This is a genomic window from Vreelandella mediterranea (genome assembly GCF_970647075.1).
The window spans coordinates 1,320,832-1,346,283 of record NZ_OZ310198.1 but is presented as its reverse complement, the minus strand read 5'-3'; the positions used below and the strand labels follow the sequence as shown (position 1 = coordinate 1,346,283).

17 protein-coding genes are annotated in these 25,452 nt (G+C 59.5%); 11 read left to right on the top strand and 6 right to left on the bottom strand.

Features of this window, described 5'->3' with window-relative positions; translation table 11 throughout:
* Positions 1 to 85: 85 nt before the first annotated feature.
* Positions 86 to 1,534, bottom strand: a complete 1,449-nt coding sequence (locus ACWFVE_RS06290; protein ID WP_447528425.1) for an efflux transporter outer membrane subunit — start codon at positions 1,532 to 1,534, stop codon at positions 86 to 88.
* A gap of 178 nt (positions 1,535 to 1,712) precedes the next feature.
* Here ACWFVE_RS06290 and ACWFVE_RS06285 point away from each other — a divergent pair, with 178 nt between their 5' ends.
* The 11 genes from ACWFVE_RS06285 to ACWFVE_RS06235 all read left to right on the top strand — a co-directional run bounded on the left by ACWFVE_RS06285 (position 1,713) and on the right by ACWFVE_RS06235 (position 15,482).
* On the top strand, positions 1,713 to 2,768 hold the full coding sequence (locus ACWFVE_RS06285) for an efflux RND transporter periplasmic adaptor subunit (RefSeq protein WP_447528424.1): 1,056 nt from the start codon (positions 1,713 to 1,715) through the stop codon (positions 2,766 to 2,768).
* A 9-nt stretch (positions 2,769 to 2,777) separates the two neighbouring features.
* Complete coding sequence (locus ACWFVE_RS06280; protein ID WP_447528423.1) at positions 2,778 to 5,939, top strand: efflux RND transporter permease subunit; 3,162 nt, start codon at positions 2,778 to 2,780, stop codon at positions 5,937 to 5,939.
* 127 nt (positions 5,940 to 6,066) lie between these two features.
* Positions 6,067 to 6,975, top strand: a complete 909-nt coding sequence (locus ACWFVE_RS06275) for an NAD-dependent epimerase/dehydratase family protein (protein WP_447528422.1) — start codon at positions 6,067 to 6,069, stop codon at positions 6,973 to 6,975.
* Positions 6,976 to 7,101: 126 nt separating this feature from the next.
* Complete coding sequence (edd, locus tag ACWFVE_RS06270) at positions 7,102 to 8,991, top strand: phosphogluconate dehydratase (protein ID WP_447528421.1); 1,890 nt, start codon at positions 7,102 to 7,104, stop codon at positions 8,989 to 8,991.
* Positions 8,991 to 9,956, top strand: a complete 966-nt coding sequence (gene glk, locus ACWFVE_RS06265) for a glucokinase (RefSeq protein WP_447528420.1) — start codon at positions 8,991 to 8,993, stop codon at positions 9,954 to 9,956. The genes edd and glk overlap by 1 nt, the downstream gene beginning before the upstream one ends.
* An 83-nt stretch (positions 9,957 to 10,039) precedes the next feature.
* Complete coding sequence (locus tag ACWFVE_RS06260) at positions 10,040 to 11,005, top strand: carbohydrate kinase family protein (protein ID WP_447528419.1); 966 nt, start codon at positions 10,040 to 10,042, stop codon at positions 11,003 to 11,005.
* A gap of 83 nt (positions 11,006 to 11,088) precedes the next feature.
* Positions 11,089 to 11,802 carry a FadR/GntR family transcriptional regulator gene (locus ACWFVE_RS06255; RefSeq protein ID WP_447528418.1) on the top strand — a complete coding sequence of 238 codons (714 nt, stop codon included), beginning with the start codon at positions 11,089 to 11,091 and terminating at the stop codon, positions 11,800 to 11,802.
* Between the two features lie 43 nt (positions 11,803 to 11,845).
* A complete protein-coding gene (gene dgoD / locus ACWFVE_RS06250) occupies positions 11,846 to 12,994 on the top strand; it encodes a galactonate dehydratase (RefSeq protein WP_447528417.1) in 1,149 nt (382 codons plus the stop codon).
* A gap of 20 nt (positions 12,995 to 13,014) precedes the next feature.
* On the top strand, positions 13,015 to 13,980 hold the full coding sequence (locus ACWFVE_RS06245) for a 2-dehydro-3-deoxygalactonokinase (RefSeq protein WP_447528416.1): 966 nt from the start codon (positions 13,015 to 13,017) through the stop codon (positions 13,978 to 13,980).
* A gap of 13 nt (positions 13,981 to 13,993) precedes the next feature.
* Entirely contained in the window at positions 13,994 to 14,608 is a 615-nt protein-coding gene (locus tag ACWFVE_RS06240) for a 2-dehydro-3-deoxy-6-phosphogalactonate aldolase (protein WP_447528415.1), read from the top strand.
* Complete coding sequence (locus tag ACWFVE_RS06235) at positions 14,601 to 15,482, top strand: SMP-30/gluconolactonase/LRE family protein (protein ID WP_447528414.1); 882 nt, start codon at positions 14,601 to 14,603, stop codon at positions 15,480 to 15,482. Before ACWFVE_RS06240 ends, ACWFVE_RS06235 begins: the two co-directional genes overlap by 8 nt.
* 228 nt (positions 15,483 to 15,710) lie before the next feature.
* On the opposite strand, the gene ACWFVE_RS06230 is transcribed toward ACWFVE_RS06235, so the two are convergent.
* The 5 genes from ACWFVE_RS06230 to zwf form a co-directional block, all read right to left on the bottom strand.
* On the bottom strand, positions 15,711 to 20,240 hold the full coding sequence (locus tag ACWFVE_RS06230; RefSeq protein ID WP_447528413.1) for a HEAT repeat domain-containing protein: 4,530 nt from the start codon (positions 20,238 to 20,240) through the stop codon (positions 15,711 to 15,713).
* Between the two features lie 295 nt (positions 20,241 to 20,535).
* On the bottom strand, positions 20,536 to 22,131 hold the full coding sequence (locus tag ACWFVE_RS06225; protein WP_447530505.1) for a solute:sodium symporter family transporter: 1,596 nt from the start codon (positions 22,129 to 22,131) through the stop codon (positions 20,536 to 20,538).
* A gap of 210 nt (positions 22,132 to 22,341) precedes the next feature.
* Complete coding sequence (locus tag ACWFVE_RS06220; RefSeq protein ID WP_447528412.1) at positions 22,342 to 23,004, bottom strand: bifunctional 4-hydroxy-2-oxoglutarate aldolase/2-dehydro-3-deoxy-phosphogluconate aldolase; 663 nt, start codon at positions 23,002 to 23,004, stop codon at positions 22,342 to 22,344.
* Positions 23,005 to 23,050: 46 nt separating this feature from the next.
* Positions 23,051 to 23,716 carry a 6-phosphogluconolactonase gene (gene pgl, locus ACWFVE_RS06215; protein ID WP_447528411.1) on the bottom strand — a complete coding sequence of 222 codons (666 nt, stop codon included), beginning with the start codon at positions 23,714 to 23,716 and terminating at the stop codon, positions 23,051 to 23,053.
* Between the two features lies 1 nt (position 23,717).
* A complete protein-coding gene (gene zwf, locus ACWFVE_RS06210; protein WP_447528410.1) occupies positions 23,718 to 25,211 on the bottom strand; it encodes a glucose-6-phosphate dehydrogenase in 1,494 nt (497 codons plus the stop codon).
* Between the last annotated feature and the right edge of the window lie 241 nt (positions 25,212 to 25,452).

The following is a 25,452-nucleotide window of genomic DNA, read 5'->3' as shown; positions in this document are numbered from 1 at the left end:
GGGCCTGCCAGAAGCAGACCCGTCGCGAGTGACACCCATGATACCAAAGCCTGGCCGCGCTGGCTTTGCCTCTGCGCCCCGGATATCAGCGGGGCTGGCTCTCCCAGCCACCGCCCAGCGCTTTGAACAGCGTGGCCACGGCGGTCAAGCGGTCGCTTTGCACCGCCGAGCGGTCGAGCCTGGCGGAGAGCAGCGAGCGCTCCGCGTCCAGGCGCTCGAGCATGCTGGTTTGGCCCTGGTCGTACATCAGCACCGCCAGGTCGCGGGCCCGCGATACCGCGGCGAGCTCCTCGTCCGCGGCCTCGATGCGCTGCTCGGAGAACCGGTAGCTATTGAGCGCGTCGCGCACCTCGACGAAGGCGGTCTGCACGGTGAGCCGGTACTGGGCGTCGGCCTGCTCGACCTGGGACTCTGCCACTTCCACGTTGGCCCGGGTGCGGCCGAAATCCAGAATCGGGCCGACCACCGAGGCGCCCAGCCCCCAGGCGCGGGCGTTGTCGGTGAACAGGTCGCTCGAGTCTGCGGCAACGCTTGCAAGCGAAGCGGTCAGGTTGATCGACGGAAGCCTGGCCGCCTCGGCGACGCCCACCTGGGCGTTGGCGGCGATCAGCGTCGCCTCGGCGGAGCGGATGTCCGGGCGGCGCTGTAGAAGCTCCGAGGGCAACAGCTGCGGCAAACGCTGGGGTTCGGCGATCTCGACCAGCCGAGTGTTGCCGTAGTCGAGCTCCCCCATCAGCTCCGCAGGCGTTAGCCCCACCAATGTGGCCAGCGCTCCTTTCAGCGTTTCTACCTGCTGATTGACCTGGGGGAGCTCGGTGCGCACGCTGCGCCACTCGGCCTCGGCCTGGCGAAAAGTGAGCTCGCTGATGTCACCCAGATCGAAGCGCAGCTTCTGTAGCCGGTAGGTCTCTTCGTAGGTCGCCTCGGTCTCTTCGAGAATATCGCGCTGGTACTGGGCGTTTTTCAAATCGAAATAGGTGGTGACGACATCGGCGATCACGCCGATCTCCGCGGCGTCCCGGGCGAACAGGTTTTCGCCCAGTGAGGCCAACGCCGCCTCGCGCTGGCGCTCGAGCCGGCCCCACAGATCCAGCTCGTACTCGAGGCTTGCCGCCAGCGAGAACTCGTTGTTGACCGAGGTCAAAAGATCCTGCACCGGGTCGATGTCGATGGGGATCGATGCCCCCGGCATGCGCTCCCGGTTGGCCTCGAGCTGATAGCCCACAGTGGGAAAGCGGTCCGCGTCGGCAAAGCCGAGCTCTGCCCGGGCCTGCTGAATGCGCGCCAACTGCACGGCGAGCTCCAGGTTGTCCTCGGTGGCACGCTCGACCAAGGCGTTGAGTGCCGGGTCGTCGAACTGGCGCCACCAGTCGCGCCACTCCCCGCGCTCGGTTTGGCTCAGGGTAATTTGCTCGGGCCAGGTATCGGGCAGCGCGATCTCCGGGCGCTCGTACTCGGGCCCCACCGCGCAGCCGGTTAAAAGCGCCAGCCCCACCGCGCTCAGCCAGTGGCGCTTAAAGACTCCCTTCTTCATCGATTCTCCTTGCTTTTTTAATCACTTACTTGCGCGGACCGGCCATGAAAATCTGGCTTCTCGAGGGCTTAAAAATTAAAACGACTGTTCGCGTTTTTTCAGGCACCCACTATAGTAGGTGCCTGATGTAATACCACCCCGTTTTAAAATGCTACTGCCCGCAGGGAGACGCGACGCAATGAGGCCGGTTTTTTCATGGATAGCTTTGTTCATTACGCTTTTGGTACTAACCGGCTGCGGTGACGACGAAGAACCCCAACAGCGCCCCGCCCAGGTCGTCAAACTGGTGGAAGCGAAGCAGCAGTCCGTCTACCCCGGACGGCGCTTCGTGGGCCGGGTCGATGCGCGCAGCACGGTCAATTACGCCTTCCAAGTCGGCGGCCGGCTACAGGAATTCCCCGCGGTTCAGGGGGCCATCATTCCCGAAGGCGAGCTGATCGCAAAGCTCGACCAAACCGATTACGTGCTGCAGCTGCGCGCCGCCGAGGCGGATTTCGAGCAGGCCCGGCGTAATCTGGACCGCCAGCGCACCCTGCGCGCCCAGGGCGCGGCGTCCCAGGCGGCGCTGGACGCCGCCGTAGCCGAATCCGAGCGCGCCGAAACCCAGCGCGACACTGCTCGCCAGGAACTCGCCTACACCACGATTCACGCGCCCTTCGATGCGCTGATCGCGCGTCGCCTGGTCGAGAACTACACCACCGTGCCGCCCAACACCGAAATCGTGCGTATTCAGGATATCTCGGAGCTGCGCATTCGCTTCAACGTGCCCCAGGCGCTGATGCAGCACCTGGAGAACGGCCGTGCGTTCAGCGCCGAGGCGGAAATCGCCACGCTCCCGGGTCAGCGCATTCCACTCGAGTACCGCGAACACGTGACCGAGCCTGACGAAGTCGCCCAGACCTACGAGGTCGAGTACGCCCCGGTGGGTGATGGCCTCATCGCCCTGCCCGGCACCACCGCCACGGTCTATATCCAACCCGACGCGCAGATCGAAAGCCCGCTGATCGTGTTGCCCAGCAGCGCACTGGACAGCGACGAAGAAGGTGCGTTTCGCGTGTGGGTGTTCGATGCCGACGAAGGCGAGGTAAGCCCCCAAACCGTTAGTGTCGGCGAGATCGTCGACGACCAGGTGATGATCATCGCGGGGCTGGAAGAAGGCACCCGCGTGGTCGCCACCGGCGCGCACCTCTTGAGCGAGGGCATGCGCGTCAAACCCCTCGAAAACGCGCTTTAAGGGGGCGTTATGGATATTGCAAAGCGCTCGATCGAAAAACCGATCAACACCTGGCTTTTGGTGGTCATCTGCGTACTGGGCGGCATCTGGGGTTTCAACACCGTCGGCAAGCTCGAAGATCCGTCGTTCACCATTCCCTACGCGATCATCAACACGCCCTACCCCGGCGCCACCGCCGAAGAGGTCGAAGAGGAGGTCACCGAACGTCTTGAGCGTGCCATCCAGGAGATGGAGCAGCTCGACGTGCTCGACTCCAAATCGCTGCCCAACCGCTCGGAAATCCAGGTCGAGATTCAGGACACCTACGGCAGCGATCAGCTTCCGCAAATCTGGGACGAGCTGCGAAGCAAAGTGAACGACGCCCAGGCCGACCTGCCCCAGGGGGCGCTCCAGTCCCAGGTCAACGACGATTTCGGCGAGGTGTACGGGCTTTTTTATGCGGTCACCGCCGAGGGTTTCTCGACCCGCGAGATTCGCGATATCTCGACGTTTTTGCAGCGGGAACTGCTCGCCGTACCCGGGGTCGCCCGGGTCAGTTCCGCCGGCGAGCGCGAAGAGACGATCTATATCGATATCTCCAACGAGCGCCTGACCACCCTGGGCGTCACGATCGATCAGGTCATCGACACCATTCAAACCGAAAACGCCGTGGAGGACGCTGGCACGCTCAGAGTGGGCGACCGCCAGGTGCGCCTGGTGGCGCGCTCCAGTATCGACAGCACCACGCTTTTGGAGTCGATTCGTATCGGCCGACCCGGCACCACCGAGCAGGTGGCGCTTTCCGATATCGCGACGATCTACCGCCAGCCCACGGAGATCCCGGATCACGTCGTGCACTATAACGGCAAGCCCGCCTTTACCTTAGGCATCGCCGGTATCGCCACGGAAAACATCATCGAAATCGGCGAGGCGGTCGAGGCACGCATGGAGGAGCTTCAAACCCGCATTCCGCTGGGGGTCGAGCTACACCCGCTTTACGAGCAGCACAACGTGGTCAATGACGCCATCAACGACTTTTTGATCAACCTGGCTATGTCCGTGGGTATCGTCATCGGCGTGCTGTGTCTGGTCATGGGCTGGAAGATCGGCGTCGTGGTGGGCAGTACGCTGCTGTTCACGGTGCTGGGTACGCTGTTCGTGATGGGCCTTTTCAACATCGAGATGGAGCGTATATCGCTGGGCGCGTTGATCATCGCCATGGGTATGCTGGTGGATAACTCCATCGTGGTGGCCGAAGGCATGGTCACCAACATCAAAGGCGGCATGAAGGCCAAGCGCGCGGCAAGCGACGCCGCCAAGCGCGCCCAGATGCCGCTTTTCGGCGCCACGCTCATCGGCATCATGGCGTTTGCGGGCATCGGCCTTTCAAGCGATGTGACCGGCGAGTTCATGTTCTCGCTATTCATCGTCATTTTAGTATCGCTGATGCTGAGCTGGGTGCTCGCGTTGACCGCGACCCCGCTATTCGGCTATTACCTGCTGCGCAAAAAAGGCGAAGAGGACGACGCGGACGAAGCAAGCGAGAAGGAGTCCCGGGAGCACCAGCAACGCGAAGAAGCAAGCGACGAGAACGGCGATAGCCAACAGAACGACCAGGACGACGATAAGCCCCGCGGTATCGTCTACGGCACCTATCGTACGCTGTTGCTCGCTGCGCTCAAGGTGCGCATCATCACCGTCTCCGCGCTGGTGGTGATTACCGGGGTCTGCATGTGGGCGTTCACGCTGGTGCCCCAGTCGTTTTTCCCGGATTCCAGCACGCCGCTGTTCTTCATCAATTATGAACTGCCCCAGGGCGCGGACATTCGCGCCACCCTGCGCGATGTCGAAGAGATCGAAGCCTATATTCTCGAGCAGGAGGACGTGGTCTCGGTGGCAAGTTTCGTAGGCCGCGGCGCGACGCGCTTCATGCTCACCTACTCGCCGGAGCAGCCCAATACCGGCTACGCCCAGTTCATCATTCGCACCAATGAGCTCGACCCCATCGACGGGCTGGACCGTAAGTTCTACAAGGAGCTCAACGAGCGCTTCCCCAACGCCCAGGTGCGCACTCAGCGGCTGCAGTTCGGCCCAGGCGACGGCGCGGATATCGAGGCGCGCTTTGCCGGGCCCTCGCCCCAGGTGCTACGTAAGCTCGGCGAAGAGGCAAGAAAGCGCATGGCCGCCAACCCGCTTTTGATCGATGATCGTATCGACTGGCGCCAGCAGGAGCTCATTGTCGCGCCTCTCATCAACGAAGAACGCGCGCGCATCGCCGGCGTCACCCGCGAAGATATCGCCCAGACGCTGCAGTTCGCCTCCTCCGGCGTTCGCGCCGGCACCTACCGCGAAGGCGAACACCTGATACCGATTACCGCCCGCGCCCCCGCGGCGGAGCGCGACGACGTGGCGCTACTCAGCGACCGCCAGGTCTATAGCCAGGCGCAGCAGCGTTTCGTGCCCCTCTCCCAGGTGATCGACGACTTCGAGATACGCAGTGAAGAGGCGCTGATCGAGCGGCGCAACCGGGTGCGCACGCTGACCGTGGGCGCCGAGCCGGACAAGGGCTACACCGCCGCCCAGGCGTTTGACGCCGTGCGCGCCGAGATCGAAGACATCGCGCTTCCGCCGGGCTACACCCTCGAGTGGGGCGGCGAGCACGAGGACTCCGGCGACGCCCAGGCGTCCTTGGGTCAGCAGCTGCCGATGAGCTTTCTGATCATGGTGCTCACCTCGATTCTGCTTTTTGGCAAGCTCAGACAGCCCTTGATCGTTTGGCTGGTGGTGCCGATGTCGGTATGCGGCGTGGTCATCGGGCTGCTCGTGACCGGCCTGCCCTTCTCGTTCACCGCGCTTTTGGGCATGCTTAGCCTTTCGGGCATGCTGATGAAAAACGCCATCGTGCTGGTCGACGAGATCGATGGTCAGATCAGTGAAGGCAAGGCCCGCTTCACAGCCCTTGTGGATGCCAGCATCAGCCGTTTACGGCCGGTCTTTTTGGCCGCTGGCACCACCATTTTGGGCATGATTCCGCTTTTGTGGGACGCCTTTTTCAACAGCATGGCGATCACGATCATGGGCGGGCTCTTGTTCGCGTCTATACTGACGCTGATCGCCGTACCCACGCTGTACGCGCTGTTCTTTGGCATCAAACGCGACGAGGTGGACGAGAAAAATACCTCGACCTCTTGAGATGACTCGAGATGAAAACAAGCGCCCAGCGTGCCCGCCTGCCCACTCCCGGGGCCGGCGGGCACGCGGCCATTGAAACGGTGCAAAAAAGCGTTCGCGACCCATTACAACAATCGGAGAACTCACCATGCGTCTTTTATTCACTGGCGGCAGCGGCAAGGCGGGGCGTCATGTAACCGCTTATCTACGCGACCAGGGCCACCAAGTGACCAACCTGGATTGGGTCAAATCGGATGTGCCCGGGGTCGACACCCTGATCACCGATCTCACCGATGCAGGCCAGGTCTTCAACGCCTGCCAGGCTTACGCCAACGCCCATGAGCTGGAACCCGGCACGGGCGTGCCGCGCTATGACGCCATCGTGCATTTTGCCGCCATCCCGGCCATTTTGCACCGGCCGGATAACGAGACCTATCGGATCAATACGTTAAGCACCTATAACATGCTCGATGCTGCCACCAAGCTGGGCATTCCCAAGGTCATCTTCGCATCGAGCGAAACCACCTACGGCATTTGCTTTGCCGATGGCGAGCGCAAGCCCGACTACTTGCCCGTCGACGAAGCGCACCCCACCGTTCCCGAAGACAGCTACGCCATGAGCAAGGTGGTCAACGAGGCCACGGCGCGTTCGTTCCAGGCGCGCTCGAACATCGACATTTACGGCCTGCGCATCAATAACGTCATCGAACCCCACGAGTACCGCGAGAACTTCCCCGCCTACCTGGACGAACCGGGCCTGCGCCGGCGCAATATATTCGCCTACATCGACGCCCGCGATTTGGGCCAAATGGTCGACTGCTGTTTGAAAGTCGATGGCCTCGGGTATGAGGTTTTCAACGTGGCCAATAGCGACCTGTCCGTCGGCCTGACCAATGCCCAGGTGGTCGAGCGCTACTATGCAGGCGTTGCCATCGAGCGCGAAATGGGTGAGTTTGAGACCTTCTACAGCATCGAAAAAGCGCGCCGTCTGGTCGGTTTCGAGCCGCGCCACACCTGGCGAGAAGCGCTTGCACACAAAGTGTCGCAGAGCGACTGAACCACCGGATCAAGGTAATAAAACAACCGATTTGGTTTTTTATTGGCGAAACATCGCTCATATAGATGCTAAAAATGTAAAATAACGACAGTTCCCCAAGACCGTTTCTACCCTGCGGAGGCTTTTATGCCGAGTTCAACGCCTGCCACCTTAAACGCCACCGTCGCCAAGGTGACCCAACGCATTGCCGAGCGCTCCAAAGAGCGCCGGGCACTGTACGAGCAGCGCATGGCCGACCAGCACCGTCGCGGCGTGCACCGCGGCGAACTCTCCTGCGGCAACCTGGCCCACGGCTTCGCCGCCTGTAGCCCGGGTGAGAAAGACTCGCTGAAGCTGATGAACAGCGCCAACTTAGGGATTATCTCGGCCTACAACGACATGCTCTCGGCGCACCAGCCCTTCGAAACCTTTCCGGAAACGATTCGCGGCGCGGCCCGGGCCATGGGCTCCACCGCCCAGTTCGCCGGCGGTGTACCCGCCATGTGCGACGGCGTGACCCAGGGCCAGCCGGGTATGGAGCTTTCGCTTTTCTCCCGGGATGTAATCGCCATGGCCACCGCCGTGGGGCTTTCCCACAACATGTTCGATGCCGCGCTTTATCTGGGCGTGTGCGACAAGATCGTGCCCGGGCTTTTCATCGCGGCGGCGCGCTTTGGCCACCTGCCGGCGATGTTCGTGCCCGCCGGGCCGATGCCCTCGGGCCTGCCCAATAAAGAGAAAGCCCGGGTGCGCCAGCTGTTCGCCGAAGGCAAGGTGGGCCGCGAGGAGCTTCTGGAAGCCGAATCCGAGTCCTACCACAGCCCCGGCACCTGCACCTTTTATGGCACCGCCAACTCCAACCAGCTGATGATGGAAGTGATGGGCCTTCACCTGCCCGGCACGTCCTTCGTCAACCCAGGCACCGAGATGCGCGAGGCGCTGACCCGCTTTGCCACCGAGCAGGCGATTCGCAACACCGAACCCGGCGGCGCGTACCGCCCGTTCTATCAGCAGATCGACGAGCGCGCCATCGTCAACGCGGTGGTCGGGCTATTGGTCTCCGGCGGGTCGACCAATCACACCATGCACCTGATCGCCATGGCCGCCGCCGCGGGCATCACGCTCACCTGGGATGACTTTACCGAGCTTTCCGCGGTCACGCCGAGTTTGATGCAGGTCTACCCCAACGGCCAGGCGGACATCAACCACTTCCAGGCCGCCGGTGGCATGAGCTACCTGTTCCGCGAGCTGCTCGGCGCGGGCCTCATTCACGGTGATATCCCCACCGTTTTCGGCACGGACCTGACCGCCTACACCCAGGAGCCCTTCCTGGAAGATGGCAAGCTGGTTTGGCGCGAAGGCGTTGATGCGAGCCTGGACGAAAACGTGCTGCGCCCGGTGGCCACGCCCTTTGCGCCCACCGGCGGGCTCACCGTTCTGGACGGCAACCTGGGCCGCGGGGTGATCAAGATTTCCGCGGTGACCGAGGAGCACCGTGTACTCGAGGCGCCGGTGCGTATTTTCGATGACCAGAACCAGATGAAAGGCGCGTTCGAGGCCGGCGAGCTCGACCGCGACGTGGTGGTCGTAGTGCGCTTCCAGGGGCCCAAGGCCAACGGCATGCCGGAGCTTCACAAGCTCACGCCTTTCCTTGGCGTATTGCAGGACCGCGGCTTCAAGGTCGCGCTGGTGACCGACGGGCGCATGTCCGGCGCCTCGGGCAAGGTGCCCGCGGCGATCCACATCAGCCCGGAAGCGCTGGACGGCGGGCCGCTGGCCAAACTGCGCGACGGCGACGTGGTTTTTCTGGATGCCAACACCGGGGTTCTCGAAGCCAGGGTCGACCCGGCGGAATGGGCCAAGCGCGGTTTGGCCCACGCGGACCTGGACGAGTACCACGTGGGCATGGGCCGGGAGCTCTTTGGCGGCTTTCGCCACCTGGCGATGCGCGGTGAAGAAGGCGCCGGCGTGTTCGGCGGTTTCGAGGCCGAGGACCTGGCGCGCCAACAAAACCAGATTTCCCAGGAAGATGCCTGATGCGACCGGCCTTGATCGGCGATATCGGCGGCACCAACGCCCGCTTTGCGCTGGTGATTCCCGGTGACACCGCGCCTTACGACATGCATAACCTGCCCTGCGCCGACTACGCCGGGCCCATCGAGGCGATCACAGACTACCTCAACCTGGTCGGCGCGGTGGACGAGCTCGCCCCGCGCGAGGCGTGCCTGGCCTTTGCCTGCCCGGTCCACAACGAGCGGGTCAAGATGACCAACAACCCCTGGGACTTTCAGAAAAGCGCGGTGAAGGCCGCGCTGGGGCTGGACGTTTTCAAGGTCATCAACGATTTCACCGCCCAGGCACTAGGCGTGCCCCACGTGGATGAAAGCCACCTTTTCGAGGTGCAGGCCGGAAAGGCCCAGCCCCACGCCGCGCGGCTGATCATCGGCCCCGGCACCGGGCTTGGCGTGGCCGGGGTGTTTCCCGGCCGCCACGCCTGGATTCCGCTCCCCACCGAAGGCGGCCACGTAAGCTTCGCCCCGGTCGACGAGCACGAACTCGCGCTTTTGCGTTTTTTCCAAAAGCGCCACGGCCGCGTCAGCGTCGAGCGCGTGCTCTGCGGCCAGGGCCTTTTCGAGCTTTACCTGGCGTACTGTGAAATGAACGACGCCGCGCCGCGCTTCGAGACGCCGGCAGAGATCAGTCTGGGCGCCGACGAGGACGACGAACTCGCGCGCATGGCGCTTTTGCGCTTTTTGAAAATACTCGGCGACGTGTGCGGCGACGCCACGCTAACCCTGGGCGCACGGGGTGGGGTGTATCTCTGCGGCGGTATCTTGCCCAGGCTTCTGGACTGGCTGCCGCACAGCGCGCTGGCCCAAAGCTTCAACGACAAGGGCCGCCTGCAGGCCTACAACGCCGACATTCCCATTCAGGTAGTCACCCACCCCTGGACGGGGCTTTTAGGCGCGGCAGAGGCGCTGCATAACGAAGAGGTGTTCTAGCCCTTCGGGCAAGCTTTTTTGACGCGAACAAGACGGGTTTATACAAAACAATGAGCGCGAGAACGCGCAAAGAGGAGGTGTGCATGACCCCGGTCGTTACCTTTGGCGAGGCCCTGGTCGATATGCTCTCGAGCCGGCTGGGCGATGAAGCCGGCCCGGAAACCTTCACGCCCTACGCCGGCGGGGCACCGGCCAACGTGGCAGTGGCCTGCGCCCGGCTGGGCGTGCCCAGCCGGTTTTTGGGCATGGTGGGCGACGACCGCTTCGGGCGCTTTCTCGTCGATGAACTCCGACGCCACGGCGTCGATACCCAGGGCGTGGTGTTTACCCGGCAGGCGCGCACCGCACTGGCGTTCGTTTCCCGCGACGCGCAAGGTGAGCGCACCTTCGATTTCTACCGCCCGCCGGCGGCGGACCTTCTCTATCGAACCGCGCACCTGCCCCAGAACACTTTCTCGGCACCGGTCATCTGGCACGTATGCAGCAACAGCCTGACCGAGGAAGGCATCTTCGATACGACGCTTGCGCTAACGCGCATGGCCCAAAAGGCGGGTGCGCTGGTCAGCGTGGATGCCAATTTGCGCCACAACCTGTGGCCAGAGGGCAGCGCCTCGCCCCACCGCGTCACCGCGCTTTTGGAACTGGCGGCCCTGATCAAGGTATCCCAGGAAGAGCTCGACTACCTGCGCGGCGCTGACAGCGAAGAGGCCTGGCTTGCCGAGCGCTTGAACGCGGGTGCCAAGACCATACTGATCACCGACGGGCCCAACGACGTGCGCCTTAAAACGGCGACGCTCGAGCAGCGCATCACCCCGCCCCGCGTCAAAGCGGTGGATACCACCGCCGGCGGCGACGCCTTCATGGGGGGCTTTCTGGCCTGCGTAAGCCAAGCGATGAGCGGTGAGCCCGCCTTCCTCAAAATACTCGAAAGCGCGGACTTTCTTGAGCGCGCCGTGCGCCTGGCCTGTCGCTGTGGTGCCCACGCGGTGACCCGTCCTGGTGCCTACGCCGCCCTACCGACCCGTCAGGATATCGAGGGTTTGGACTAGACCAACGTCGGCTTGTCTTAATGTCAGACATTTAATAAGCTCCTTCACAACGGCCTATTTCGCGTTGTGAAGGAGCTTTTTTAATGCCGCTTGACGCCCTACCTGCGCACTCCGGCGACGCCGGCGACCTGGCAAGGCTGCTTGCCCAGGCGCTTTTGAGCGGGCAGTGGCAGCCCGGCGAGACGTTTCCCAAAGAGCTCGATATCGCAAAGCACTTTGCCATTAGCCGCAACCAGGTGCGTACCGCCCTGGCCCGGCTGACCGCCACCGGCCTTTTGACCCGCACCGCCGGGCGCGGGAGCGTGGTTCGCGCCATCGACGAGTGGCACCTTCTGGACCCCGCGATGAGCGTGTGGATGACCGGGCTGACCCGGCTCGACCCGCAGCTGATTCGCGCCATTTATGCCTTTCGCCTTTCGGCGGAGCCGGTCGTTTCGGCGCTTGCCGCCCAAAAGGCGGGGCCAGAGGATATTGATCGCCTCACCCAGGCCTTTGAAGGCATGCAGCAGAGCGCGCAGGAAGACCGCGCCCACCACGCCGAGTTCGACGTGCAGTTTCACGACGCCATTTACAACGCCAGCCACAACCTGGTGTGGCGGCAAATGGGCCACCTGCTGCGCCCCTGCATCATGGCGCTGGTGCAAGGCTCTCAACACCAGCTGACCACGCTTAACGACAGCCTAAAGCGCCACGCGCGGCTGTTCGAGGCCATAAAGGCCGGTGACGCCGAGGCGGCCAGCGCCGCGGCGCACCAGGTGCTTGAGCGCACGGCCCAGGACCTGGGCCTGGCCGATTAGCCTCGGGCCATGAGCCCCCAACCGTTTTTTAAAGGAGCGCAGTATGAAGATCACCCGGCTTAAAACCTGGCAGGTACCGCCCCGCTGGCTGTTTTTAAAAATCGAAACCGACGAAGGCGTGTACGGCTGGGGGGAGCCGGTGATCGAGGGGCGCGCCGCGACCGTCGAGGCCGCCGTGCATGAGCTTTCCGACTACCTGATCGGTGAAGACCCGCACCGCATCGAGCACCTTTGGAACACGCTCTACCGCGCGGGCTTCTACCGCGGTGGACCGATTCTGATGAGCGCCATCGCCGGTATCGACCAGGCGCTTTGGGATTTAAAAGGCCGCGACCTGGGCGTGCCGGTTCACCAATTGCTGGGCGGCGCGGTGCGCGACAAGATGCGTATGTACGCTTGGACCGGCGGCGACCGCCCTGCTGATGTCGGCGCCGGGGCCCGTGCGCTGGTCGATAAAGGCTTTACCGCATTCAAAATGAACGGTACCCCGGAGATGCAGATCGTCGACTCGCACAAAAAGATCGACGAGGCGGTGGCGCGCGTTTCCGAGGCCCGCGAGGCGGTCGGCCCGGATGTCGGCATCGGCATCGACTTCCACGGCCGGGTGCATCGCCCCATGGCCAAGGCACTTTTGCGCGAACTCGAGCCCTTCCACCCGATGTTCGTCGAAGAGCCGGTCGCCCCGGAGCACCTGCCCTGCCTGAAAGAGATCGCCGGCGGGCTCAGCTACCCCCTGGCCACCGGCGAGCGGCTGCACACCCGCTTTCAGTTTCGCGATCTGTTACAGGACGGCATGATCGATATCGTCCAGCCGGATATCTCCCACTGCGGCGGCATCAGCGAAGGCCTCAAGATCGCCGCGCTCGCCTCGGCCTATGACGTGGCGCTTGCCCCGCACTGCCCGCTCGGCCCGCTCACGCTGGCCGCCTCGCTCCAGCTGGATGCGGTAAGCCACAACGCCTTCATCCAGGAGCAGAGCATGGGCATTCACTACAACCAGGGCAACGACGTGCTCGACTACCTGGTGGATAAAAGTGCGCTTTCCATCGAGGACGGCTTCTGCGCCATCCCCCAAGGGCCCGGGCTTGGCGTGGAGATCAACGAAGCCTTCGTCGTAGAGCGCGCCCAAACCGGCCACCGCTGGCGCAACCCGGTGTGGCACCACGAAGATGGCTCCATCGCCGAGTGGTGAGCGAAGACCAGGAGGTTTGCGTGAAAAACGATATTCAGCATGTTCGCCAACGACTCGACTGGATCGCCGCGGACTGGGGCTCATCGAATCTGCGCGTCTGGGCGATGGACCAAAACGACCAGGTGATCGCCCAGGAAAAGAGCGACAAGGGCATGCTCGCCCTTTCAAGCAACGAATACGAAGGCGAGCTTTATCGCCTGGTCACGCCCTGGCTTGCCGAAAAAAAGGTGGATGTTCTGGTGTGCGGCATGGCCGGCGCCCGCCAGGGCTGGCGGGAGGCAGCGTACCTGGCCCTGCCCGCAGCGCTTGACCGGCTAAGCCAGGGGGCGGTTCACCCACCGCTCGATAACCAGGCGCTTAAGGTTCACTTATTACCCGGGGTAAGCCAGCGCCAAACGAGCGAAGGGTTCGATGTAATGCGCGGCGAGGAGACCCAGCTTGCCGGTCTTGTCGCTGACACCCCCGAGTTCAATGGCCTGGCCTGCCTGCCCGGCACCCACGCCAAATGGGCACGGCTGGAAAACGGCGCGCTGACCCGCTTTGCGACATTTCTCACCGGCGAGCTTTATGAGCTGCTGGCCCGCCAATCGGTACTGCGCCACTCCATTGGCGACGACGAAAACGATAAGACCTCGAACGCTGCCTTCCAGAACGCGGTGCGCGAAAGCTTCCAAACCCCGGCGCGCTTTAGCAGCCAGCTTTTCAGGTTGCGCGCCCAGGATTTGCTCGATTCATCGCTGCCCCAGGGCGTGCGGCGTAAAAGCGTGCTCGCTGCCAGGCTATCCGGGCTAGTGATCGGGCTCGAGCTTGCCGGGGCGGCGGCGCTTACGCGGGAGGGAGAAAGCGTCACCTTGATCGGCGGCCAGGCGCTGACCCGGCGCTACGGCCTGGCGCTCGATGCCATCGAGCGCCCTTACCAGATTTTTGACGGCGACACCGCGGTGATCAAGGGCCTGAGCCTGGCCCGCCGCTCGCTGACCGCTTGAACAGGAGATTGCCATGACGCTGCCCTTGATCGGCATTTTACGCGGCGTAACCCCCGCCGAAGTGGGTTCTATCGCCCAGGCGTTGATCGACGCGGGTATCACCCGCATCGAGGTGCCGCTGAACTCGCCAAAGCCGCTTGCCAGCATCGCGTACCTGGCCGAGCATTTCGGCAACCAGGCGCTGATCGGCGCGGGCACGGTGCTCACCCCCCAACAGGTGCGGGATGTGCACGCCGCTGGCGGGCGCTTGATCGTCTCGCCCAACTGCCGACCGGCGGTCATCGAAGAAACCGCCCGGCTCGAAATGCAGAGCTGGCCGGGCATCGTCACCCCGTCTGAGGCGTTCGACGCCTTGGACGCCGGCGCCACGGGCTTGAAGCTCTTCCCCGCCGTGCAGGTCGGCATCGCGGGTATGAAAGCGGTGCGCGCGGTGCTGCCCCCGGGCACGCTGCTGTACGCGGTGGGCGGCATCGGCGAGGAGAACTTCGGGGAGTGGCGCCTTGGGGGCATCGATGGTGCGGGCCTGGGCAGTGCGCTCTACAAACCCGAACAGAGCGCCGAGCAGGTGGCCCGCCAGGCCGTCGCGCTGGTCAGCGCCTGGCAAGCGGCAGGAGGTGAGCATGATTGATTCGATCCCCGCCAGGCTTGCCGTCGACTGCCGCTGCGAGCTGGGCGAAGGCCCTCAGTGGCAGGCGGCAAGCGGACGTCTTTACTGGTGCGATATCCTCGGCCACACGCTTCACTGGCTGGAGCCCGAAACGGCCATCCACGAAAGCGTGGCTCTGGAACGCATGGTCTCCTGCGCCGCGCCGACCGAAGACGGCCGGCTACTGCTGGTTGGCGAAAACCGCCTGACGCTGTTCGACCCGGCCTCCAGGACCCAAACGCCGTTTTGCGATTTCGAAGCGGACAACCCGGTGACCCGCAGCAACGACGCCCGGGTCGACCGCCACGGCAGCCTATGGCTTTCCACCATGGGCAAAAACGCCGAACCCGGTGCGGGCAGCCTCTACCGCCTGCACCGCGGCAAGCTCCACACCCTTCGCAAAGGACTCACCATCCCCAACGCGATCTGTTTTTCCCCGGAAGGCGATACGGCCTACTTCGCCGACACGCCCACCGGCGTGGTGATGCGCTGGGCGTTGGATGATGAAGGCTTTCCCATCGGCGAGCCCACACCCTTCGCGGATTTCTCCCAAAGCCCAGGCAACCCTGACGGCGCAGTGATCGACGAAGAAGGCCTGATGTGGCTTGCGCTTTGGGGCGCGGGCAAGGTCGTGCGCCTGGACAAGCACGGCCAAATCGTCGCCGACATCACCCTTCCCGTCGACCAGCCCTCTTGCCCCGCCTTCGGCGGTGTGGCGCTCGAAACGCTCTATATCACTACAGCGAAAGAGGGATTGAATGAAGATCAATTGGCCCAAGAGCCCACCGCTGGCTCGCTCCATGTAGTCGAGACCGCCATTAAAGGTCTAGCCGAACTACCGCTACGTCTGGCTTAGCCAGAAAAGAGAAGCCTCGCAATCACGAAGCTTCTCTTGATTGTGCATCCATTATTTGAATGACCTTACAGCACAATTGATCGCCGACTTGGTCGTTACGGTTTTAATTACGCGATTAACATGAATAACAACTTAGCATACCGGAGTCTTCTTCATTTAAGCTGCTGACCATGTTCACACGATTCGGTGTAAGGCCTAGAAGCGGTATGTTCGGACTAGCTTCTGCTACTACTTTCCTTGCTGAATTCTTTGCTCCAATACATTATTAGCATGGTGTTCAAATATAAATGGGAGCTCGTCCGTTAGTATGTTGCCCAACCAAAGTGGGTCATCACGGCTCTTTAACAAATGAGCGTCTGCACCATTCAGGATGGCCGTTAGCAGACTCCATCGCTTGTCATAATCTGCAGTTTTAAAATCCTCTAGCAGTGCTCTCAGGCCTACTTCCTTACGATGGTATTCGAGCGCCTGCAGTGCCGAATGCCTAACTTCGCTAGCGCTATCTTGGTCAGCAAGCCCAACAAGAACGTTATTAATTTGAGGAAGTGGCAACCAAGCAGCTAATTCAGCGATGACCTTTCTCTCGGAAGCTGTACCCTTTACACGCTCGGCAAACAGCGGGGCAATTATTGCAGGGTCGAGCTGTCGCAGAGCTCGTCCAACAGCACTTCTAATCGATTCCCGCTCAATCATAACAGCCGCATTAATCAGCTTCTCGGCTGCTACATCTGGTGCGAGGCGAACGAGCAGCCTCGCCAACTCTCGCTCAATCTTTGGGTGGGCTTGGAAAGCCAACTCAATTGCATCAACAGCGCGCGCCATATTAAATTTGGCTAATCCTTCAATAGCTTTTAGTGGTCTTGTGACTACAAAAGAGGCTTCGGAAAACGCCTCATCTAGAATTTTATCCCGCAGCTCCGGATCATTAGCTTCAGCTGCTATGTCATAAGGAATTTCATCGAAATTGCTAACCTGCTCGCAGGCTCTTACTGCAGCTACTATGGCTTGATCTCGTGTCTCAGGAAGTCTATAGAGCATACGAATAACAAAAATCTCATAGCGGCTCCATAAAATTCCGTTCTGGTTTTTTAACCACTCCAACATTAATTTAGCACCACAATCGCCTAAGCTTGCAAGAGCATCAATACCCCAGCGAAGATTCTCTTCCGTTTGTGCTACCTGAAAGGCAAATTGAGCAAATTCTTCAGATTTATCACCAAGCTCACTGAGCGTAATACAGAGATATACTGCTAAGCGACTGGTAGGAATAGCTCCTATCAATACTTCGCGAACTGTGGGTATGAGTTCTTTATTATTGCTTATCCAGGCAATAATCAAAGCAATACAAAGCTCATCTTCTACTGCGGCTCTGTCTTCCATAATCAAAATAGCTCTTTTCATAAGAGCAGTCAGCATTGGCCCTTGATGCAACCGAAGGAGAACAAGTTCGAGTGGCACTTCAGGTATTCCGATTTCAAAAACAGCATCGACTAAATGGGCATCAGCACCTAATGCCGACAGCCCACTTACCGCTTTATAGAAATCGCTATATGGCTCCGCTTCAAATTTCCCAATAGCATCTCTTGGAATTGGCCGGCGGGCGATAGCTGCCAATCTCTCAATAATTTCAGAATCTTGACGTACAAAAGCCCAATTTAAACCGCCATAACGTACCCAGTAATGCTCCGACTCCAGCTCATGTCTAACTAGCGCAGTGATCCCTTCACCACCAAACAGGATTAGGAGACGTCGAGCACTTTCAAGAATATCATCTTGCGCCCTGCTATTGCCCATCAACCGGCTGCGACTAACGATAGTTAACATTCGCTCCAGCTCGCGACCTTTCTGCGACATTATGATGGCAAGAAGATCCGGGCGCGTAATACTCGCCAAAAACTTTAGCGGTCGATCAAGCCTGCGCACATCTCCCGCGTTGATCGCATCGAGATTTTCCAACAAGTTTTTTTCAAGGGTGCTCAGCACAAACCGCAACATTTCTTCGTTAATTTCATCCGGCCGTTCACCAAAAAGTATTTCAATAACGTGGTGGCCTTTGGGCTGAGCTTTAGCTAGCGCGAGTAAGCGATGACGCGATACTTCCGGCTCAGCATGAAGCAAACCAGGTAGCCATAGATTTCGAGTGTAGTAACGCTCTGCTTCACTGACCTCCTCAAGCCGATCAATTGCGGCGCTTGGATTGAGAACGGAAAGCGCATTAAGCGCTGCTCCACTGGCAAAGTCTTGCTGTTTTGACAGATGGTTTATAACGAAATCAATTTTGTCTCGATCGTTAAATCTTGTAATGCAATAGAGGAGACTTCGCGGCTTACTCGCAGGCATCTTTTCAACTAATTGATCTCCTGTCTCACTCCAAATAGCCAGTGCATCAGGATGTTCAAGGCTATTTAGCAGATACCCTAAATCCCATACTGACTCCTTGGAAGGATCAATAGAAAGAATACGTCGCCGCAACCATTCTGGGTTAAGGGCCACACCGGAACGCAGAGCCCCCATACTGGCTTTATAACCTTCGCTATTTTTGCTTTCTTCCAATGCAATGACGCAGTGTTGGTGAATTTCCCAAAGCCTATCGAGCTTGGCAGCAACCGGCACCTCTGTTAGTACCTCTATCGCAACTTTTTGGTAACTCCATAAATTAGATCTAAGCAGTAATGAGGTCGTCTCAGATAGATTGACATGATCTTGTCGAGATAGAATAGCCAAAGACTGACCAATTAACCCTGCGCGGTAATCCCTATCTTTATAATTTTCAGTAACTACAGAATTCAAACGATAAAGAAGAATCGAAACCGCACGCTGACCTAATGTCGGCAGAAGTTGTGTGTAGAGCTCTTTTCCATAACTTCCGAACTCACGGCTTTGTTCCATTTGTACGATGATCGCGCTCAGCAATTTGGCGTATTGATTGCTTTCTCCGAGTAGCCAGATTGTATCCATAGGCATATACTTGAGGCGACGCCACCGAGGCTGGTCTTCATTAATACCACCTGAAAAAAATTCGCCAAGCTTTGCCTCGCTAAGCTCTTTGCGCTGATACTTGCGAACAAGCTCTTTTGCAACAGCCCAATTCAGCAAACGGTCATGCGCGAATACAACCTCGCCTTCATCTGTAGTTCGAAGCCACCCCGTCGCTTCCAGCTGTGTATGATTCCCATCGATCAGGCCGATTTCATTCCATCTATGGCGGGGAAGCGGATAAGACTCCCCTCCGATATATGAACTAGCAAGCGCGAGCACAATGCCGGCATCACTGGACACTCCTTTTAAAGCTATTCGCGTCCAAAAGTATTCAAAGATTTCATACTCACTTCGCGGGGCACGTTGTATAGAGCTATAAGGAAGCTTGAGATAAAGACCGGCCAAAATTGGAATGCGTAGAAGCCTCTTTAGGTCGGGAGGGAGTTCTAGCCAGCTACGATCGTTCTGAAGTAACAATCGATTGAGCTCTTCGGTAGAAAAATCAACGACAGGATGAAGGTAGGTATACTCGCTGTCGGACAACTTTATCGCTTGAGCCACATTAAGCGGTAAGGTCATAACAAGACGCATGCCCAAATCGTCCCAATCCTGTCGAATCAAAGCGCGCGCAACATCCACATCTTGAACGTCATCCACGGCGATCGTGACCTTTCGAGCCTTGGCGTTTGGCACAAGCTCGCAAAGGAATCGCGCAACCGCAACAAGTGATTTCTCAGATGTTTCGTCGAGCCCGGTTTGCCAGATATCCTGCGCTGCATCCTTCAGCACTGTTTCAGAAGCGCTGTTAGAAGGTACGAGAGTAACTATCTCCCGGCTTTGCGCCAGAGTCTCCAGAAGCCGCCCCAGTTGCCAAGTTTTTCCCATACCGCTTGTGCCAGCGATCAAAAGAACGGGCTTATTATCTGGCCAATCCGGTGGGTTCCGCACATCACACTCAGGGCGATAACCCATACGATCAAGACGATTGCGAGTCCGCTCGCCCATCGTTTCAGCTAGTTGTTCAAGACGAACCATCCTCTCTGGATTGAGCCCTACCTTGCGAAACATATCGTTTATCTCTTGGCGATCAAGCTTTGCTTCCCCCTTACTTAATTTCTCAACAAGAATACCTACAAGCCGCTCTCGTATGCCGCTTTCATCTCCCAGATTAGGAGCATATCGGCGCAGCAATTTATCTACAGCATAAGCCTGTTTAGTGCTATCCGATTCAAACTCTAGCTGCAGGTGCTGAAGTAGATGAAATACTTGTATCCGCTCATCGCCCTCCCGTAGTTTTCTAATTGCGCGGCTAGCCACAACAATATGGTCGAAGAATTCGCTATTTGTACAGATTAGCCTAGAGCTAAATTTCCTTTTTATTAACCGATCTAGATCATCAGGTACCACTGCTGACTCAACATCAGTGAGAAACAGTCTTAAAGGCTCTAAACGGCCTTCCTGACCATCAGTGACAAATCGATAACGTGCATAAGCTGGATGTTGGGCGGGTATCGACTTTCGCAGATCAGCGAGGACAGAGACGATATCATTGACGGACCATGTACCATTTTTACGTGATTTGTACTGCTCGACGAGATATAGGCTAGTCGCCTCAGCTCGTGCGTCACCACCATTGCGTGGCTCAAGAACCAGACGAGCATCATCGATTAGCTCTCCGTCTATAGTGCCGGAGAGCGAGACTTCCGTAATCCATGCCAAGTGATGGAGAATCTGGTAAAGAAAGCCATTTATCGCAGCTGGCCCGCCAGCTTGTGTCATTTACTTATCCTCAATCATCGGCCAAGTCAAATTCCTTAAAGCTGGTACAGGCGGATCAAAATGCGACTCAACTGTTAAATGCTCTTAAAACCTATATCCATTATAGCCAAGAAAAATCGGTGAATTTTGAAACACTGAACCAGGCACGCTACATGATCAACGACTCAATCAAAAGCCATAACCGAACCTAACTTATGAAATACAGAACGCCCGCTACAATGCAGCGAGCGTTCACAGACAATATAGATGCCAAACTAACCAAGTTCTATAAAACCTAAAAACTATAGAAAGTTATTTAACCAGCAAAGCTTATGTACATCACGATCACCAGGATCACCAGCACCACGCCGACGGGCACCGCGCCTTTCCAGGGGGTGAGGTCGACATCCCCCGTGTCCTGCTGTACCCAGTCGGTTTCCCGGGGGCGCAGCTTGCCGATGACCAGCATCATGACCACCAGCAGCGCGAACACCAGGGCCACGAAGTGGAACTCGTGCATCACTTCAGGCAGCAGCGTGAACGGCGGCACGAAGTAGCCTGCAGAGATCATCAAGCAGCCGCCGACCAGGGCGATCTTGGCGGCCATAGGCGGTACACGCTTGGTGAGAAGCCCGACGATGACCACCGCCAGAATCGGGATGAAGTAGATGGCGTTCATCTTCTGCAGGTAGCCGAACAGGCTCTCCTGGCCTGCGAGCAGCGGCGCGATGATCATGGTGAGTATCGCCATGATCCAGCCGAATACCTTGCCGGATTTCACCACCTGCTCTTCGTTCGCGTCCGGATTCAGCACGCCCTTGTAGATGCCCAGGCTGAAAATCGTGGTGGTACTGTTCAATGCCGAGTTGAACGACGAGAGAATCGCACCGACCATCACCGCGGCGAAAAAGCCCGTAAGGTACGGCGGCAACACGTTGAAGACCAGGTGGCCGTAGGCCTCGTCGGCGCGCACGCCGTCATCGAAGTAAAGGTGATAGGCGATGATGCCGGGCAGCACGAGATACAGCGGGCCGAGCAGTTTGAAAAAGCCGGTGAGCAGCACGCCTTTTTGGCCTTCCGCCAGGTTCTTGGCAGCGAAGGTGCGCTGGATGATCTGCTGGTTGGTGCTCCAGTAGAAAAGATTGATCAGGAAAACGCCGGTGAACAGCGTGAAAAACGGCACCTGCTGCTCGTCGCCGCCGATGGAGTTGAACTGCTCGGGGTTGGACTCCTTGAGAATGCTCCAGCCTTCCATCACCCCGGTGCCGTCGCTGACCGCCTGCAGGCCGAAGTAGACGATGACGAAGCCGCCGATCAAAAGCCCCGCGCCGTTCAGCGTGTCCGACACCGCAACGGTACGCAAGCCCCCAAACAGAGCGTAAATTGCGCCAATGATGCCGACGATCCATACGGTGAGCCACAAAAGCGTCGTCGAGGAGTCGATACCGGTCAACCCTTGAAGGTCGAGCATACCCTGCAAACCGATGGCACCGGAGTAGAGAATGATCGGCAGCAAAATCACCGCGTAGGCAATCAAAAAGATCACGTTGGTGATCAGCTGGGTGGTTTTATCGAAGCGAATCTCCAAAAGCTGAGGGAGCGTGGCGATGCCGCTTTTCAAAAAGCGCGGCAAGAAGAACAGCGCCAGCGCCACCAGGGCGATGACCGCCACCACTTCCCAGGCCATGACGCTCAGGCCGTCGGCGAAAGCCGACCCGTTGAGGCCGACCATCTGCTCGGTGGAGAGGTTGGTCATCAACAGCGAACCGGCAATCAGCGGGAAGGTCAGGCTACGCCCGGCCAGAAAATAGCCGCTGGTGCTGGAGTGATCGTCGCGGCGGGTAATCCGCCAGGTAACAAGCGCGACCAAACCTGTAAAAAACAGGAAGGACGCCAGGGTCAGCAGGTGCATGCTCGCCTCCGGGTTGCACGCGCCTCGATAGCGCGCGGATATGTCAGACAATTAAAACGCTCATTTTAATCGCCGCGCCCCGGCTGGGTAATCCACCTTTGGTAGTAGCACGCTAGGCACTATTACCCGATTTTTCAGCCCCCGTGCCCACAAAAAGCCCAGGCCAACGAGCGGCCTGGGCTTGAGGGTCTTGCTTTAAATGGCGAACGCTTAGTGGTGGAAGCGCTCCGCGGCTTCCTGGGCGAGCTTTTTGATGCCGTCCCAATCTTCGGCGTCGACCATGGCCTTGGGCGTAAGCCAGCTGCCGCCCACGCACATGACGTTGGGCAGCTTCAAATACTCGTCTGCGTTATCCAGGGTGATGCCGCCGGTCGGGCAGAAACGTGCATCCCCCAGCGGCCCACCAATCGCCTTGATCGCTTTGGAGCCGCCGCTGGATTCCGCGGGGAAGAACTTGAAGCGCCGGTAGCCGTACTGCCAGCCGGTCATTAGTTCGGACACGGTGGAAACGCCGGGCAGCATGGGCACCGGGCTTTCGACGCCATAGCGGTAGAGCGCCTCGGTCGTGCCGGGCGTGACCACGAAATCCGCGCCGACCTCTTCGGCCTGGCGGTACTGGGCGGGGGTGAGCACGGTACCCACGCCGATGCTGGCGCCGGTCAGCTCTTTCTTCATGCGCTTGATGGCCTCCAGCGCGCAGTCGGTGCGTAGCGTCACTTCCAGCACGTTGATACCGCCTTCGATCAGCGCGCGGCCCATGGGTACGGCGTCTTCCAGCCGGTCGATGGTGATGACCGGTATGACTTCGGCTTTCAAGCAAATACTGTCGAGTTCTGCGGTGCGGCTGGAGGGGAGCTGTTTATCGATCGTCATTGTGGTGTTTCTCCAGGTAACTGATGGGTGGCGCTTAAGTAAAACCCTAAGGGGCCCAGTAAATGGCCAGGGGGCAGCTCAAGAAGGCGCGGATAGGGAGCGTACGAACGTCGTCGCCGCCCAAGGCGCTGCCGAGTACGGCGCGCTTGTCATCGCCGGTAATATGCAGAAAGTGGCGGCGCGCCTGGTGCAGGCGGTTCGCGCTGAACGTGATGCGCGGCTGGGGCTGGCTTGGCGTGCGCACGGCCACCAGTGCCTCGTCGGTGGCAAGCGCCAGACCAAGCTCCGGGCTATCGGGGAAAAGCGAGGCGGTGTGGCCGTCGCTGCCCATTCCCAGAATGACCACGCTTGCCGGCCAGGCAAGCGCTTCAGTACGCCGCGCGACGTCTTCCACGCCCTGCTCCGGCGTCTCGGCGCTAGCGGTCAAGGGGATGAAGTCGGCGTTGGCCGCCTCACCCACCAGCAGGTTTTCGCGCACGAGTTTGGCGTTGCTGTCACTGCTTTGGGCGTCAACCCAGCGCTCGTCGGCAAGCGTCACCTGTACGCGCTGCCAGGGCAGCGGTTTGGCCGCCAGTGCTTTGAAGAAAGGCACCGGGGTGGAGCCGCCGGATACCACCAGCAGCACCTTTTCCTGCTGGACCAGGTCGCTTTCGAGCGCCTGAAAAACCGCTTCGGCCAGTTGCTCGGCCAAGGCGTTGCGTACGTTGCTCATCCTAGTAGTCCTCGTACCAGCTGCGGCCATCCTGGGTAATCATGGCAATGGATGCCACCGGCCCCCAGGAACCAGCGGGGTAGCGCCGGGGCGGCGTTTCGCGGGTTTTCCAGCCGTCGATCAGCTGGTCACACCAGCGCCAGGCGAACTCGACTTCATCCCGGCGCACGAACAGATACTGCTGACCTTTCATGACTTCCAGCAGCAGCCGCTCGTAGGCATCCGGAATACGCGACTTCGGAAAGGCGCTGTTGAAATCCAGGTGCAGCGGGCCCTGGCGCAGGCGCATGCCTTTATCCAGGCCGCTGTCCTTGGTCAGCACTTGTAGCGCGATGCCCTCTTCCGGCTGCAGGCGAATGATCAGCTTGTTGGAGGCGATGTCGCGCTGGTCCGGGTCGAAAATGTAGTGCGGCTGCTGGCGAAAGTGAATGACGATTTGCGAGAGCTTCTCCGGCATGCGTTTGCCGGTGCGCAGGTAGAACGGCACGCCGGCCCAGCGCCAGTTGCTCACTTCGGTTTTCATGGCCACGAAGGTTTCGGTGTGGCTGTCGGTGTTGGCGCCCTCTTCGTCCAGGTAGCCCGGCACCGACTGGCCGTCGCTGGTGCCGCTGATATATTGCCCGCGTACCACGTCGCGCCCCAGCGCCTCGCCGGTGAAGGGTTTGAGCGCCTTGAGCACTTTCACTTTTTCATCGCGGATGGCGTCGGCGTCCAGATTCGACGGCGGGTCCATGGCGATCAGACATAAAAGCTGGAGCAGGTGGTTTTGCACCATGTCGCGGAGCTGGCCGGCGTCGTCGAAGTAGCCCCAGCGCCCTTCGATGCCGACCTTTTCGGCCACGGTGATCTCCACATGCGAAATGTGGTTTTGATTCCACTGGGTGCCGAACAGCGGATTGGCAAAGCGCAGCGCAATCAGGTTCTGCACCGTCTCCTTACCCAGGTAGTGATCGATACGGTAGACGCGCTCTTCCGGGAACACCGCGCCGATAGCATCGTTGACCTCTTTGGAGGACGCCAGGTCGTAGCCGATGGGCTTTTCCACCACCACGCGGGTGTCGTCGTCGAGACTTTCGCTCTCTGAAAGGTTATGGCAGATATCGCCATAGATACGCGCCGCCACGGAGAGATACACCACCATGGGGCGGTTCGCGCCTTCGCGCCAGGCCTTGATCGCGCTATAACCTTCCACGCTTTTAAAATCGAGCTGCAGGTATTCGAGCCGGTTCAGAAAGCGCTCGAGGCTTTGCGGGTCCTGCTCGTCGTCCTTGAGACGTTTTTGAAGCGCCTCCAAAACCAGCTCGCGAAAGCCGTCGGTGTCGTGCTCTTGCCGGGCAAGCCCCAGAATACGCGTGGCCTCGGGCATCAGCCCTTCGCGGTCCAGATGATAAAGGGCTAAAAAGAGCTTGCGCGTGGCAAGGTCTCCCAGCGCACCAAAAAGCGCCAGGTCGATCGCATGGTTCGGATCGCCTAAAGGGGATTGGGGCTGGCTCATCGTGACTCCTTGATCCAGAGGCCGCTCAACGTTGTTGAATTACCTAAAATCTATCCGATGGCGGCCATGATACGCAATAAATTATGTAATTTTACTACCTAACGAAAATTTTTTACCCGCCACCCCTGAATACCGCGCGTGGCACCGTATGGCAACGCTCAGTATAAAAAAGAACCACGACTTTTTACGGATTTTTTATACCAGCCCATGATGAGATAAGCGCATCCTGCACCACAAGACG

What these genes read in the sequence shown, in the direction of transcription:
- ACWFVE_RS06290 (WP_447528425.1), bottom strand. Translation starts at nt 1,534, where the DNA reads ATGAAGAAGGGAGTCTTTAAGCGCCACTGGCTGAGCGCGGTGGGGCTG.
- ACWFVE_RS06285 (WP_447528424.1), top strand. Translation starts at nt 1,713, where the DNA reads ATGAGGCCGGTTTTTTCATGGATAGCTTTGTTCATTACGCTTTTGGTA.
- ACWFVE_RS06280 (WP_447528423.1), top strand. Translation starts at nt 2,778, where the DNA reads ATGGATATTGCAAAGCGCTCGATCGAAAAACCGATCAACACCTGGCTT.
- ACWFVE_RS06275 (WP_447528422.1), top strand. Translation starts at nt 6,067, where the DNA reads ATGCGTCTTTTATTCACTGGCGGCAGCGGCAAGGCGGGGCGTCATGTA.
- edd (WP_447528421.1), top strand. Translation starts at nt 7,102, where the DNA reads ATGCCGAGTTCAACGCCTGCCACCTTAAACGCCACCGTCGCCAAGGTG.
- glk (WP_447528420.1), top strand. Translation starts at nt 8,991, where the DNA reads ATGCGACCGGCCTTGATCGGCGATATCGGCGGCACCAACGCCCGCTTT.
- ACWFVE_RS06260 (WP_447528419.1), top strand. Translation starts at nt 10,040, where the DNA reads ATGACCCCGGTCGTTACCTTTGGCGAGGCCCTGGTCGATATGCTCTCG.
- ACWFVE_RS06255 (WP_447528418.1), top strand. Translation starts at nt 11,089, where the DNA reads ATGCCGCTTGACGCCCTACCTGCGCACTCCGGCGACGCCGGCGACCTG.
- dgoD (WP_447528417.1), top strand. Translation starts at nt 11,846, where the DNA reads ATGAAGATCACCCGGCTTAAAACCTGGCAGGTACCGCCCCGCTGGCTG.
- ACWFVE_RS06240 (WP_447528415.1), top strand. Translation starts at nt 13,994, where the DNA reads ATGACGCTGCCCTTGATCGGCATTTTACGCGGCGTAACCCCCGCCGAA.
- ACWFVE_RS06235 (WP_447528414.1), top strand. Translation starts at nt 14,601, where the DNA reads ATGATTGATTCGATCCCCGCCAGGCTTGCCGTCGACTGCCGCTGCGAG.
- ACWFVE_RS06230 (WP_447528413.1), bottom strand. Translation starts at nt 20,240, where the DNA reads ATGACACAAGCTGGCGGGCCAGCTGCGATAAATGGCTTTCTTTACCAG.
- ACWFVE_RS06225 (WP_447530505.1), bottom strand. Translation starts at nt 22,131, where the DNA reads ATGCACCTGCTGACCCTGGCGTCCTTCCTGTTTTTTACAGGTTTGGTC.
- ACWFVE_RS06220 (WP_447528412.1), bottom strand. Translation starts at nt 23,004, where the DNA reads ATGACGATCGATAAACAGCTCCCCTCCAGCCGCACCGCAGAACTCGAC.
- pgl (WP_447528411.1), bottom strand. Translation starts at nt 23,716, where the DNA reads ATGAGCAACGTACGCAACGCCTTGGCCGAGCAACTGGCCGAAGCGGTT.
- zwf (WP_447528410.1), bottom strand. Translation starts at nt 25,211, where the DNA reads ATGAGCCAGCCCCAATCCCCTTTAGGCGATCCGAACCATGCGATCGAC.